Genomic DNA, 12,895 nt, shown 5'->3' with positions numbered 1-12,895 from the left:
GAGCGAGAAGAAGGGCCTGTTCTGGGCCTTCCTCGGCGTGCTCTTCGTGCTCGGCCTGATGGCGCTGACCCTGATCCCCGAATGGGGCATTCTGCGCAATCCGGAGACCGGCGACCGTTTCGCCTCGCCCTTCTTCCGCGGCTTCGTCGTCTGGATCCTGATCTTCTTCGTCGTCACAGGCTTCGCCTATGGCCGCGCCACCGGTTCGATGAAGAATGACCGCGATATTATCGACGGCATGGCCACCGGCCTGTCGACGTTGGGGCTCTACATCGTCCTGGTCTTCTTCGCGGCCCAGTTCGTGGCCTTCTTCGGCTGGACCAATCTGGGCGCCATTACCGCGGTCTCGGGCGCCAACTTCCTGCAGGAAACCGGCATGACCGGCCCGCTGCTTTTCTTCGTCTTCATCCTGATGTGTGCGGTGATCAACCTGTCGCTCGGCTCGGCCTCGGCCCAGTGGGCGGTGACGGCGCCGATCTTCGTGCCCATGCTGATGCTGATCGGTTATTCGCCGGAAGTGATCCAGGCGGCCTACCGCATCGGCGACTCAACGACCAATATCATCACCCCGATGATGAGCTATTTCGGCCTCATCCTCGCCTGGGCGACGCGCTATGACAAAAACCTGGGCGTCGGCACCATGATCGCGATGATGCTGCCCTATTCGATCTTCTTCATCTTGCTGTGGTCGAGCTTCTTCTTCCTCTGGACCTTCGGCCTGGAACTCCCGGTCGGCCCGGGCTCGCCGACCTATTACGAGGCGCCGCAATAGGCCGGGCAGGAATACAGACAGACAAAAGGGCCGCGCGCTGCGCGGCCCTTTTTGTTTGCTGACAGTAGCCACCGCCCCTCCTCGCCCTTGATGGGCGAGGTGGATTGCGGCGGAGCCGCAAGACGGAGTGGGTGCGCGCCGCAGGCGCAGGCAAGACTTGCTCCAGTAGACTGGTTTCAGTGGCGGTTTCGCCGCGTCACCCACTCCCCCGCTGCGCGGGACCTCGCCCATCGAGGGCGAGGAGGGAGGTTGCCGCTTTGCATCTCTGAGGGCGCGGCTCTGATCCCGGTTCGCGACTGGAAATCCCGCTAAACAAACCCAATCCCCTCATCCTGACGCAAGTCAGGACCCCGACACAGTCTAGCGCGGCCTATCTAGGTCCCGGATCAAGTCCGGGATGAGGGGGGAATGGTGCGCCACGCAGTTTCTTGCCCTGACGTCACGAGGATAATTTCATCTGGTTGCATTAGAATTTCTCGTTCATTTCCGGCTCAGACCGTTTAGGCTTCACTCCCGGAGACGTCATTAAACGGGGGTGTCGTGATGATCCGGAAAGTCTTGGCTCTGGCTGCCGCATTCGGGCTCGCAGCGGGTTCAGCCGCGATGGCGCAGGTGCAACCGGCGCGTCTGGCGCAAACGCAGATACAATCGGGTCAGCTGCATATGGGGGAGGCGATGGCGTCGCTCTCCGCTCAGGACGTCCGCCGGGCAGCACTGGAATCGCCGCTTTTCCTCGACGAGATCGACCATGCCAGCCTGGTCGCGGCGCCGCAGACCGAGCTTGTCCTGGCCGAAGGCGTCACCCTCGATCTCTCCAACTATCTCCGCAATACAAGGATCATCGAGCAGCCCGTTGCCAGCCTCGCCCTGGCCAATCCGCAGGCGCTCGGGATTTCCGGCCAGATCGACGTGGTCGAGGATGTCTTTGTCCTAGAGGACCGGATTATCGTCTCGCGCGAGGTGACAGTGCCGGTCAGTCGCGAGACCTGTTCCGGTATCCGCGCCCTGAACGGTCGCACCGGCCCCTTCCGGCGCGCTGCTGGCGCGCGCGGGGAGATCGCACGGGCGCGTTCGGAGCTCTGCCTGCGGCCGCCAAGCCCGATTCGCCGCCAGGCGGGGGACTTGCAACCGGTCCTGGTTGACCCGGCCTCGCAGCTGACTTCCCTGGAGCGCCAGCGTGTCTCGGCCGTGCCGGGCGGCATGCTGATCAGCCCGCCGACCGAGGCCGATATCGCCGCAGCGGCGGAGGAAATCCGCGCCGAACTCAGGGCGATGTCCCCGACAGCACGCTATCGGCATGATGTCAGTGCCGGTGAGGCGCTTACGCTCCCCGACGCGGAATTGCTGCGCCTGGATGCCGATGGCGATGAGCGTGTCATAACCCATGTCAGCATTATTCCCTTGACCCGGGACATCAACACGCAGCCCGAGGCGCTCGAGCGCCGGCCGCAGATCAGCCTGCCCGACGGAGAGGGCTTTCTCACGCCTGTTGGACCGCGCGTGCGTCGCCTGCCCAACGCCCTCGCCCCCCATGCCGTGACCCGCCGCGGGTCGCTGCAACCTGGCCGCCGATTCACGGGGCGGGTTCCGACCCGCTTGCCGGTCGAGGACGAGGCGCAATCAGAGGGCCGGCGTGACGATCCCCGGCTTCGCACCCTTCCGGCCCCGCGACTTGGAACCAGCACGGCATCGCACCGTCTCCTGCTGGGCAATGAAGAGCCCGAACGGCGCGAACTCCAGTCCCAGCGCATCACCCAGGATGACCGGGCCTATTTCATCACCGGTTTCACCCTGCACGAGGAGATCGAAGAGCGTCACAAGGTGACCTTCAATCGTCGCCGCAATTATTTTGTCGCCTTCAAATACCGGGTTGGCTATCGCGCGGGCCTGCGCTTCCCCTTCGAGGTAGATTATGGGTCGACCACGGCCTTCCGGACCGATGCCGATAGCGGCCGCTGGAACCCGACCTATGCGACCTTCGACATCGCGGCGACCGGCGTCCCGGCAGAACAGCGCGGCGCCTATGCCGCGGCGGGCATGCCCTCCGAGCTGATCGCCGGGGATCGTGAGTTCACCTTCGGAGTCTGGGCCTGGTGCCAGCTGCAGCTGCGCCTGCCGGTGATCAAGACGGTGCGGGTCAATTGCCCCTCGATCTCGGTGCCGCCGGAAGGGCGCTGCCCCAACTGGGCCTGTGCGGATTTCACCCCGCCTATTGATCAGCGCCGGCGGCTCGCCGAACCGCGCGTACCGGCCGATGTGTCAGGTTTGCAGATCAATGCCTGGGTGGCCCGGGCCGGGGTCGAGCCGGGCGTGAATATCTACGCCGCGGATGCCCGTTTCAGCCTGCTGGCCGAGCCGGTCGGTGGAGCTTCATTCGATACCACGCCCAATCGCGCCCAGTCTTGCGAGTACACCAATGGCCGCTCCATGCGGGCCAATCGCCTGCTCTCCTCCGGCGCCTGCCGTATCTATTTCGACGGCACGCCCTTACGGCGTGGCGGCGGGGGCGACACGATGCAGCTCAGCCTGAATGTTGAGAATGCCCGCTTCCCGGGCCTCGAACTGTCCGAGCCGCGCTATGAATTCACCATGGAATTCGTGCCGGTGCTGGAATTGTTTGCCGAGGTTGATCTCGCCGTTGCCAGCTGGCGCGTCGACAAGGAGATCGAGATTCCGGGGCTGGCGATCCGTCGCGATTTCCGGTTCGACCGTCACCGCGGTACTACCGAAAGCGTCACGCTGGGCGGTTGCAGTCCGCTGGACACGACGGCGCCGGGATGTTCGCGGCGCGCGGGTTATCAGTTCGGACCGGTTCAGACCTTCCGCGAGGGCGATCCGGGCTAGGCCGAGGTCTGGGTGGGGAGCCGCAAAATCTCCCGCCATCGACACACCGCTCCGCCCCCGCTAAGCAGGCGCGATGAGCACTGACACGGAATTCGAGATTTTCCTGGCGACAGCGCCGGGGCTGGAGAAAGCCCTCGCCGATGAGGCGCAGGCCACTGGATTTACCGGGCCGCAAGCCCAGCCGGGTGGTGTTGCCGTTCGCGGTGGCTGGCCGGAGGTGTGGCGGGCCAATCTGGAGCTGCGCGGGGCCAGCCGGGTGCTGGCAAGGATTGGCGAGTTCCGGGTGGTGCATTTGGCCCAGCTGGACAAGCGGGCGCGCAAGATTGCCTGGGGTGAGGTGCTGCGCCGCGATGTGGCCATCCGGGTCGAGGCGACCTGCCGGGCGTCGAAAATCTATCACCAGAAAGCCGTCGTCGAGCGGATCGAACGCGCCGTCTCCGAAGAGCTCGGTGCGCCCATCGACCGGGAAAACGGGCTCACCATCCGCGCCCGCATCGACAAGAATGTCTGCACGTTAAGCGTCGATACCTCAGGCGAGCTCCTGCACCGGCGCGGCTTCAAGGAGGCTGTCTCCAAGGCGCCGATGCGGGAAAACCTCGCCGCGCTTTTCCTGCGCCAATGCGGGTATGACGGCAGCGAGCCGGTGCTCGATCCGATGTGCGGCTCGGGGACTTTCGTGATTGAAGCGGCCGAGATCGCCATGGGGCTGAAGCCGGGACGCGAGCGTGGCTTTGCCTTTGAACAGCTCAAGACCTTCAATCCGAAGGCCTGGGCCAAGCTACGTCGCGCCGCGGCGGGCAAGACCGAACAGCGCTTTTACGGATCCGACCGTGATGCCGGAGCGATCCGCGCCAGCGTCACCAATGCTGAGCGCGCCGGTGTCGGTGATCTGTGCGAGTTTGCCCAGCGTCCGGTGGCGGAGCTCGAGCGGCCCGAGGGCGAGCCGGGCCTGGTTATCGTCAATCCGCCCTATGGTGGCCGGATCGGCAATAAGAAGGCCCTCTATGGCGTCTATGCCAGCTTGGGCGAGGCCCTGACCGAACGCTTCTCCGGCTGGCGCGTCGGTCTGGTGACCACGGATCAGGTTCTGGCCAAGGCAACACGCCTGCCCTTTGCCAAGCCTGGGCCGCCGGTCGAGCATGGCGGCCTCAAGATCAGGCTGTTCCAGACACCGCCTCTGGCCTGAGACAGGACGCGTGCTAGGGTGCGCGCCGAAATCTGGCGAGGGGAGTTCTCATGATGGCTTACAAAGGCTTGGCGGCCGTGCTGGCGGCCTCGGTACTGGTTGCGTGTAGCCCGGCGGGCGAAAGCGGTCAGGCCGGGACGCCGTCTGCCGCAGCAAGCGGACCGGAAGCGACGGTTTTTACCGTTCTGGTTGGCGGCACGCCGATTGGTGCGCTGGAGATCGCGCCGGGCGATGACGGCTACACGATCGACTATGAGTACCGCAATAATGGCCGTGGCCCGACCCTGGCCGAGACGGTGACCCTAAACGCCGACGGCCTGCCGCAAAGCTGGAGTGTCGAGGGCGCTTCGACCTTCGGAAACCCGGTCGCGGAAAGCTATGAATTCATCGATGGCGAGGCCCGCTGGACCGATAATACCGGCGAGAATTCCGCACCCTTGTCTGAAGACGCTTTCTACGTGCCGGAGAATGCCAGCCCCTATTGGCTCGCCATTGCTGCGCGCGCGTTGATGGCGGATGAGGACGGGATCCTGCCGGCCATTCCCGGTGGGGAGCTGCGCCTGTCGGAAATGGATGCGCTCGATGTCACCGGCGAGGGCGGCGACCGCTCGGTCACCAGCTATTCCATCGCCGGAACCGGGCTCAACCCGGTCTATTTCCTGATGCATGGCGAGAATTTCTTCGGCGTTATTTCGCCCGGCTTCACCCTGCTCGAACAGGGTTATGAAGGCGAAGATGAGCGTCTGCGCGCGCTGGCGGCCGAATATGGTGCGCGCCGGTTCGAACAGATCCAGACCCGCGTCGCGCGCGAATATGATGCGCCGGTGCGGATCAGCAATGTCCGCATTTTCGATAGCCGTAATCTGACCCTGGGTGAGCCGGCGTCTGTCCTGGTCGAGGATAATCGCATCGTTTCCATCGATGGTCCGGATGCGGGCCGTGATGGTGAAGTGGTGATCGATGGCGCGGGCGGCACGCTGGTCCCCGGCCTGTTCGACATGCACGGCCATATGGGTGAAACCGCGGCCTTCCTGAACATCGCCGCCGGTGTCACCAGCGTGCGCGATATGGGTAATAATAACGATGTGCTCGACGGTCTGGTCGAGAATATCCGCAGCGGCCGTGTTGCTGGCCCGCGGGTGTTCCGCTCCGGTTTCATCGAGGGCCGCAGCCCGTTCAGTTCCAATAACGGCATCATCGTCGAGAGCGAGGAGGAAGCGGTCGCAGCCGTCGAGACCTATGCCGCGCGCGGCGATATGCACCAGGTGAAGATCTATAATTCCATGCGGCCGGAATGGATCCCGGCCGTGGTCGAAGCGGCCCGCGCCAATGGCCTGCGCGTGACCGGCCACGTGCCGGCCTTCACCAATGCCGATGCCATGATCGCAGCGGGTTATGACGAGATGACCCATATCAACCAGATCATGCTCGGCTGGGTGCTGGAAGAGGGCGAGGATACCCGCAGCCTTCTGCGTCTGACCGCCCTGCGGCGTCTGCCGGGCCTCGATCTTGAGAGCGCTCCGGTGCAGGCGACGCTGGATGCGCTGGTGGAAAACGGCGTCGCCGTCGATCCGACCTTCGCCATTCACGAAGCCCTGCTGTTGTCGCGCAATGGCGAAATCTCACCCGGCGTGATCGATTATATCGACCATATGCCGGTCTCTAATCAGCGCTCGGCTCGCAGCGCTTGGGCGGATATCGCGACGCCGGAGGATGACGTCAATTATCGTGGCGCCTTCGACCAGGTCACCGCCATGCTCGCAATGATGCATGAGCGCGGCATTTTCCTCGTGCCCGGGACCGATCTGGGCGGGTCCTTCAGCCTGCACCGTGAACTCGAACTGTATCAGACGATCGGTATGAGCCCGGCTGAAATCCTCGGCTGGGCCAGCTGGGGCATGGCCGATTATCTCGGTGCAGGTGAAGACCTGGGATCGATCGAGGAAGGCAAGATTGCCGACTTTTTCCTGGTGCCGGGCGATCCGACCGCAGACTTCAAGGAGGTCAAGACGATCTCTCTGGTGGTCGCTGATGGCCGGGTCTATTTCCCGAGCGAAATCTATCCCGAATTCGGGATCCGGCCCTTCACCGAGGTGCCGGCCTTGACCAAGCCGCAATAGCGCACACCACCACACGGAATGCCGGCGCGGGGCTGTCATTCCAGACTTGCTCCCGGGGGTATGGGAAAGAGAGCGGCCGGCCGGGTTAGATCCGGGCCGGCCGTTTCGAGTTCAGGCGCGAACAAAGCTGGCGCGGGCGAGGCGCTTGATCTCGGCGATATAGGCGTCCTGGGTCCAGCCGCGGTCCTGCACCAAATGCTCCCAATTGCGGACCGAAAGCAGCATCCAGAGCGCGTCAGTCGCACCCTCAACGCTCACTCCCGCAACCAGATCACCGTCGCGATCGAGCGCATTGACGGCCGCTTCGCAACCATGGCGCATGGCCATCATCCGGCCCTGCCAGGCGGTATGAGCTTCCTCATCGCCATCCATCATCGCCATCATGGCCCGGCCGACACCGTAAATGCGCGGGATGTAATTGCCCCAGGCGTCGATATAGGCATCGAGCCGCTCGCGGCCGGTCGTGGCGGCGCGGCTGCGGGCTAGGCGCTCATCGACCTTTTCCACCTCATCGATGAAGCGCGTTGTGGCGATCAATAGTTCGGCGCGGCTGGGAAAGTGCAGATAGACGGCCTGGCGGCTGACCCCGGCGGTCTTGGCGATATCGCTCATGCGAACCTTTGTATCGCCGCCTTCAAGCAGGTCCCAGCAGGCCCTGAGGATTTTTTCGCGCGTTGGATTGGCCTCAGTCATCTGAATTTACGCCTCTTTTCCCTTTGCCCGCGAGCGCGCGCCCATAAATCGATGCCATGCGCTTGACACGATGTAAACCCGACGCTACTTGTCATCGTGTCAACTTTACACAGTGTAAAGTTCATTCAGGGAGGGCGACATGCCTGCAAGCAATGACAATATGCAAACCGGTCCGGTTCTGGTCCTGGGCTCCACCGGCAAGACCGGCCGCCGTATTACCGAACGCCTGAAGGCGCGCGGCATCGAGGTGCGTGAAGGGTCCCGCCGTGCGAGCCCGGCGTTTTCCTGGCAGGAGCCGGATGGCTGGGACGCTGTGCTGGCGGGTATGCGGTCCGTGTACGTGAACTATGCCCCCGACCTGGCCGTGCCCGGCGCGGCTGACGCGATCCGTCTCCTGATGGCCAAGGCCAAGACCGCCGGCGTCGAGCATGTCGTCCTGCTGTCCGGCCGGGGTGAAGAAGAAGCCCAGAATTGCGAAGCGATTGTGCAGGCCTCCGGTCTGTCCTGGAGCATCGTGCGGGCCGGCTGGTTCAATCAGAACTTCTCCGAAGGGGCCTTCGTCGACATGGTTCGCGAGGGTGTTATCACGCTGCCGGCTGGCGATATCGGCGAAGCCTTCATCGATGTCGACGATATCGCGGATGTCGCGACCGCCGCGCTGATCGATCGCAAACACGCCGGCGAGCTCTACGAGCTGACCGGCCCGCGGCTTCTGACCTTCCATGATATCGCGGATGAGCTGAGCCGCGCGACCGGCCGCAAGATCGAGTTTGTCCGCATTCCGCGTGAAGCCTTCAGCGGCGCTCTGGCGGATGCCGGCACACCTGAAGACGTCGCCTGGCTGCTCGACTACCTGTTCCACACCGTGCTTGACGGCCGCAATGCCTCGCTCACCGACGGCGTGGAACGTGCCCTGGGGCGTAAGCCGCGGGACTTCTCTGACTTTGCACAGCGCGTTGCTGCGACCGGCCTGTGGTCGCGTGCGGCCTGATCCACCTTTCAAGGAGATTTCATCATGACGGATCTTGTTCTGGGATATCTGTCCATCGCCGGGGCTCTGGGCTTGGGCCTTGTCGCCGGTGTGTTCATGGGCTTTTCCGATTTCATCATGCGGTCCCTGCGGGCCACCGCGGACCGGGCCGCCGGGATTGACGCCATGCAGGCCATTAACCGCCGCATCCTGCCCTCGGTCTTCATTCTGCTTTTCCTCGGCTTCGTGCCGGCCCTGATCGGTCTCGCCATCCTGGCGCAGAGTTCGGCTTCCCCGGCGTCCGGCTGGATCTTTGCCGCCGCTGCCATCTATGTGCCAAGCGTGTTTCTGGTCACGATGGTCCGCAATGTGCCGATGAATAACCGCCTGGCCGCGGTCGATGCGGGAACCCTTGAAGGGGAGCGCTACTGGGCGCTCTATCTCAGCCGCTGGACGCGCTGGAATCATATCCGAACCGCCGGTTCCGGCGCTGCCGCCGCCTGCCTGATGATGGCCGCTGCCATTCTTCTTTAGCGCCATGCATAATTGCGAGGCTGAACCCGGCTCCCGGATCGTGTTAACCTTCAGATGAGGGATGCATGACCGGGAGCTTTTTTATGAAACGTCGTGATGTTCTCAAATCCGGCCTCGCGCTGGGACTGGGTGGAGCGCTGACCGGCCGGGCCGACGCCGGCATGGCCAATATCAAATGCGTTCTGGTTGGTGATGGTGCCGTCGGTAAGACTTGTGCCGCGATTTCTTTCACGACCAATGCCTTCCCCGGCGAATACATCCCCACAGTCTTCGACAATTATTCGGCCAATCTGATGCACCGGGTGCCGATCAATCTGGGTCTTTGGGACACGGCCGGGGACGAGGATTATGACCGGCTGCGACCCTTGTCCTACCCGCAAACCGACGTTTTCATCCTGGCCTTTTCGGTGATTTCCCCTTCCAGCTTCGGCAATGTCACGAGCCGCTGGTTGCCGGAGATACGGCATCACGCGCCGGATGTTCCGATCGTCTTGTCAGGCTTCAAGTCTGACTTGCGAAATAGCGATTACGCGCGGACTTATGATGTGGTTTCCAGCCAGGACGCCCACGAACTCGCCGCTCAAGAGGGTCTTGCCGACTACAAGGAATGCTCGGCCCTGACCCAGGATGGGCTGCAGGAAGTCTTCCATCGGGCTATTGATGCGGCGCGCGGCATTGAGCCGGAGACCGTGGCCGACCAATTCCGGGTGCTGCGCGACAATATCCAGATCGACCGTGAGCGCCTGACGCGTCCGCTGCGGCGGCCGGGGAACTAATCCCTAGCCCAGAGCCCATCCCGCGACCGCCGCATACAGCGGGATGCCGGCGAGCAGGTTGAAGGGGAAGGTCACGCCCAGAGACAGGGTCAATGAAAGGGCCGGGCGGGCTTCGGGCAGGGCCAGCTTCATGGCGGCAGGAACCGCGATGTAGGACGCCGAGGCCGCCAGCGTCATCAGCAAAGCACCATCAGCGACCGACAGTCCCAGGAGATAGGCGAAGGCCAGGCCGATGCTGGCGCCGATCAGCGGCATATAAACTCCGAAGCCGATCAGGGCCGGATTGAGCACCTTGTATTGTGACAGCAATCCGCGTCCGGCCGTCAGTCCCATATCGAGCAGGAAGAGGCAGAGCACGCCGCGGAAAATGTCCACGAAGAACGGCTCCAGCGGTTCCATGCCGCGCGGTCCGGCGACCCAGCCGATGGCAAAGGCTCCGATCAGCAGCAAGATGGAGCCATTGGTCAGGCTGTCGTGCAGGATGGTGCCCTTGGGCGGATTGGGTGCGGCGGCAGAAGACAGGGCTGCGGGCGTCGGCTCGCCCTGGCGAACCCGGCCAGCAAGGATAAGGCCGGTCAGGATGGCCGGAGCCTCCATGGCTGCGGCAACGGCGATCATATAACCGCCCGGATCCATTTGCAGGGCGTTGATCGCGTCATTCGCGGCGATGAAGGTGACGATCGAGATCGAGCCGTAATGGGCTGCGATCGCCGCCGCGTCGACGCGCCCAACCTTGGTGGTGGCCTGAAGCAGATGATAGCCGATCAGCGGCATGAGCGCTGACAGAACGATGCCGGCAATCAGGATGCCGCCGACCTGGCCGCTGACCCCGTCCGCCATCTCGACCCCGCCCTTGAAGCCGATCGCCATGATCAGATAGAGCGACAGGCCCTTGGCGACGGATTCGGGCAGGACCAGGTCCGACCTCACCGCTGCTGCCAAAAGACCCAGAGCAAAGAACAGGATCGGTGGCGAGAAAAGGTTCTGGGCGGCGAGGTCGAGCATGCTCATGGGAAAGGTCCCGGCGGTTACACCCGCATTGCTGTCAGATGCGCCGGACCTTCAAGAGCCGGCGGTGCGATAGTCGCATCGGCGCTGGCGTGGATATCTGCGACGAGCGCATTGTCAAGACCAAGTCGTGCAGCGAGCATCTGCAGATAGGCCCGTTCAACGGCTCCGTCCCTGTCGATCGCGACCAGTGACGCAGCGTAGACTTCGGCTGCGTGTTCCGGGCACGAAACATCGCGGACGAGGTCGTCAATGGTCAGCGGACGCTGGAGTTCGGCCTCGACGAAAGCGCGGCTCTCCGCATCCAGATTGGCGTCCTGCAGACGGCCCATGATGGCGGTTTGTTCGTCAGCCGTGACGGTGCCGTCGGCCTTGGCGGCGGCGATCATGGCCCGGACCAGGGACTTGCCGCGCAGATCGAGCGCTTCGCCCTGGTCAGCGGCGGGCAGGAAGGGTGTGCCCGGCTGGGCGGCTTCATAATCCGCAGCCGGAGCGGCGGGTGAGGCCGCTTGTTCCTGACGCGCCTTGTGCTTGGACAGGGCATGGACGGCGAGGCCGCCGAGGGCGGCGACCGCCCCGTATTTGGCCGCCTTGCCCATCATTTTGCGCCCTGATTTGCCGGCCAGCATGCCGGTCGCCAGGCCGGCGAGGGCTGCGCCCCCGCCTACCATGGCCGTCCGGCGACCGTTCTCGCCCTGCAGGGCACCGAGGATGGAATTCACATCGATCATCTTGATGTCTCCCTGGGCTTATTCTGCCGCCGCGATATTGCCGCGGGAGCTGGCCTTGCCCGGCTCCGGGCAGGCCCGGAGCAGGACGAAGATACCGACGATGGCGGAGGCGATGGAGCCGGCGATGACGCCAACGCGAACCTGATCCATCAGGGCAGCGTCAGTGAAGGCCAGACTGCCGATGAACAGGCTCATGGTGAAGCCGATACCGGTCAGACAGGCGACGCCGTAAATCTGGAACCAGGTCGTGCCTTCCGGCTTCTTCACCAGGCCGACAGAGCCGGCCAGCCAGGTTGCCCCGAAGACACCGATCTGCTTGCCGAAGAACAGACCTGCTGCGATGCCGAGGGTCAGCGGACCGAAGACCGTGGACAGGTCGAGGCCGGACAGGTTCACACCGGAATTCGCGAAGGCGAAGATCGGCAGGATACCGAAGGCCACAGCCGGGTGCAGCGAGTGCTCCAGCTTGTGTAGCGGGGAGTGTCCACCCTCACGGCCGTGCAGCGGGATAGCAATGGCGGTCACAACACCGGCCAGCGTCGCGTGGACACCCGATTTCAGGACGAAGATCCACAGGAAGAAGCCGAGGAAGAGATAGGGCCACAGCGTCTTCACCCCGGCGCGGTTGAGCACCAGCATGCCGACCAGAATACCACCCGCCAGCAGCAGCGGCGTACCGGTCAGGTTCTCGGTATAGAACAGGGCAATGATCGAGATCGCGCCAAGGTCATCAATGATCGCAACGGCGAGCAGGAGAACTTTCAGCGTCGCCGGAACCCTTGGCCCAAGCAGAATGAGCACGCCGAGCGCAAAGGCGATATCGGTCGCAGCCGGGATGGCCCAGCCGTCAATGGTCGCTGCATTGCCCCAGTTGAACATCAGGTAGATGGCGACCGGGCCCGCCATGCCGCCGATAGCCGCGACGAGGGGTAGACCGGCTTTGGACATGGAGGAGAGCTCGCCCTCGAGCACCTCGCGTTTGATCTCAAGGCCGACGAGCAGGAAGAAGATGGCCATCAGACCATCATTGATCCAGAGCAGCAGGGGCTTGGCGATTTCGAAGCCGCCGACCCGCACTTCAACGGGAATAGAGAAGAAGTCGGAATACATCGCCGTCAGAGGCGAGTTGCTGACGATCAGGGCCGCCAGGGCGCTGAACATCAGGATGATGCCGGCGGAACTCTCAAGTCGCAGAAATTCCTGAATTCGAACCAACGCGCGAGGCATGTGATCGTCCTTTGTTCTAAACCGCGTAAACAAC

Annotated in this window: 11 protein-coding genes; 7 read left to right on the top strand and 4 right to left on the bottom strand. The window is 63.6% G+C overall.

Annotated features, from left to right (window positions below; genetic code table 11):
- The 4 genes from Q1V57_RS03215 to Q1V57_RS03200 form a co-directional block, all read left to right on the top strand.
- Positions 1-772: AbgT family transporter (locus tag Q1V57_RS03215; RefSeq protein WP_300527538.1), on the top strand; the 772-nt coding region annotated here is incomplete at its 5' end.
- 543 nt (positions 773-1,315) lie between these two features.
- Positions 1,316-3,616, top strand: a complete 2,301-nt coding sequence (locus Q1V57_RS03210; RefSeq protein ID WP_300527537.1) for a hypothetical protein — start codon at positions 1,316-1,318, stop codon at positions 3,614-3,616.
- A gap of 73 nt (positions 3,617-3,689) precedes the next feature.
- Positions 3,690-4,802 carry a class I SAM-dependent RNA methyltransferase gene (locus tag Q1V57_RS03205; protein ID WP_300527536.1) on the top strand — a complete coding sequence of 371 codons (1,113 nt, stop codon included), beginning with the start codon at positions 3,690-3,692 and terminating at the stop codon, positions 4,800-4,802.
- 50 nt (positions 4,803-4,852) lie between these two features.
- Positions 4,853-6,922 (top strand): amidohydrolase family protein, encoded by a 2,070-nt coding sequence (locus tag Q1V57_RS03200; RefSeq protein WP_300527534.1) that lies wholly within the window; start codon positions 4,853-4,855, stop codon positions 6,920-6,922.
- Between the two features lie 111 nt (positions 6,923-7,033).
- On the opposite strand, the gene Q1V57_RS03195 is transcribed toward Q1V57_RS03200, so the two are convergent.
- The gene (locus tag Q1V57_RS03195) at positions 7,034-7,615 is read right to left on the bottom strand and encodes a TetR/AcrR family transcriptional regulator (RefSeq protein WP_300527532.1); all 582 of its coding nucleotides are present in this window, start codon (positions 7,613-7,615) and stop codon (positions 7,034-7,036) included.
- A gap of 139 nt (positions 7,616-7,754) precedes the next feature.
- On the opposite strand from Q1V57_RS03195, the gene Q1V57_RS03190 reads away from it, so the two are divergent.
- The 3 genes from Q1V57_RS03190 to Q1V57_RS03180 all read left to right on the top strand — a co-directional run bounded on the left by Q1V57_RS03190 (position 7,755) and on the right by Q1V57_RS03180 (position 9,895).
- The gene (locus Q1V57_RS03190; RefSeq protein ID WP_300527530.1) at positions 7,755-8,606 is read left to right on the top strand and encodes an NAD(P)H-binding protein; all 852 of its coding nucleotides are present in this window, start codon (positions 7,755-7,757) and stop codon (positions 8,604-8,606) included.
- Between the two features lie 24 nt (positions 8,607-8,630).
- Positions 8,631-9,119 carry an anthrone oxygenase family protein gene (locus Q1V57_RS03185; protein WP_300527529.1) on the top strand — a complete coding sequence of 163 codons (489 nt, stop codon included), beginning with the start codon at positions 8,631-8,633 and terminating at the stop codon, positions 9,117-9,119.
- Positions 9,120-9,202: 83 nt separating this feature from the next.
- Positions 9,203-9,895 carry a Rho family protein gene (locus tag Q1V57_RS03180; RefSeq protein WP_300527527.1) on the top strand — a complete coding sequence of 231 codons (693 nt, stop codon included), beginning with the start codon at positions 9,203-9,205 and terminating at the stop codon, positions 9,893-9,895.
- Positions 9,896-9,898: 3 nt separating this feature from the next.
- On the opposite strand, the gene Q1V57_RS03175 is transcribed toward Q1V57_RS03180, so the two are convergent.
- Genes Q1V57_RS03175 through nhaA form a run of 3 tightly spaced genes read right to left on the bottom strand, consistent with a single transcriptional unit; the run spans position 9,899 to position 12,861 of the window.
- Positions 9,899-10,906, bottom strand: coding sequence for a sodium-dependent bicarbonate transport family permease (locus tag Q1V57_RS03175; RefSeq protein WP_300527526.1), 1,008 nt, complete (start codon positions 10,904-10,906; stop codon positions 9,899-9,901).
- A gap of 17 nt (positions 10,907-10,923) precedes the next feature.
- Positions 10,924-11,634, bottom strand: a complete 711-nt coding sequence (locus tag Q1V57_RS03170) for a tellurite resistance TerB family protein (RefSeq protein ID WP_300527525.1) — start codon at positions 11,632-11,634, stop codon at positions 10,924-10,926.
- 18 nt (positions 11,635-11,652) lie between these two features.
- Positions 11,653-12,861 carry a Na+/H+ antiporter NhaA gene (gene nhaA / locus Q1V57_RS03165; RefSeq protein WP_300527523.1) on the bottom strand — a complete coding sequence of 403 codons (1,209 nt, stop codon included), beginning with the start codon at positions 12,859-12,861 and terminating at the stop codon, positions 11,653-11,655.
- Positions 12,862-12,895: the final 34 nt, after the last annotated feature.

Origin of the sequence: Maricaulis sp. (assembly GCF_030149425.1) — a bacterium.
Lineage (GTDB): Bacteria > Pseudomonadota > Alphaproteobacteria > Caulobacterales > Maricaulaceae > Maricaulis.
The sequence above is the reverse complement of the archived record's forward strand: the minus strand, read 5'-3'. Positions and strand labels throughout refer to the sequence as shown.

Excerpts from the sequence above, each read along its gene's own strand:
- Q1V57_RS03195 (WP_300527532.1), bottom strand. The coding sequence starts at position 7,615 with ATGACTGAGGCCAATCCAACGCGCGAAAAAATCCTCAGGGCCTGCTGG.
- Q1V57_RS03205 (WP_300527536.1), top strand. The coding sequence starts at position 3,690 with ATGAGCACTGACACGGAATTCGAGATTTTCCTGGCGACAGCGCCGGGG.
- Q1V57_RS03200 (WP_300527534.1), top strand. The coding sequence starts at position 4,853 with ATGATGGCTTACAAAGGCTTGGCGGCCGTGCTGGCGGCCTCGGTACTG.
- Q1V57_RS03210 (WP_300527537.1), top strand. The coding sequence starts at position 1,316 with ATGATCCGGAAAGTCTTGGCTCTGGCTGCCGCATTCGGGCTCGCAGCG.
- Q1V57_RS03175 (WP_300527526.1), bottom strand. The coding sequence starts at position 10,906 with ATGAGCATGCTCGACCTCGCCGCCCAGAACCTTTTCTCGCCACCGATC.
- Q1V57_RS03180 (WP_300527527.1), top strand. The coding sequence starts at position 9,203 with ATGAAACGTCGTGATGTTCTCAAATCCGGCCTCGCGCTGGGACTGGGT.
- Q1V57_RS03190 (WP_300527530.1), top strand. The coding sequence starts at position 7,755 with ATGCCTGCAAGCAATGACAATATGCAAACCGGTCCGGTTCTGGTCCTG.
- nhaA (WP_300527523.1), bottom strand. The coding sequence starts at position 12,861 with ATGCCTCGCGCGTTGGTTCGAATTCAGGAATTTCTGCGACTTGAGAGT.
- Q1V57_RS03170 (WP_300527525.1), bottom strand. The coding sequence starts at position 11,634 with ATGATCGATGTGAATTCCATCCTCGGTGCCCTGCAGGGCGAGAACGGT.
- Q1V57_RS03185 (WP_300527529.1), top strand. The coding sequence starts at position 8,631 with ATGACGGATCTTGTTCTGGGATATCTGTCCATCGCCGGGGCTCTGGGC.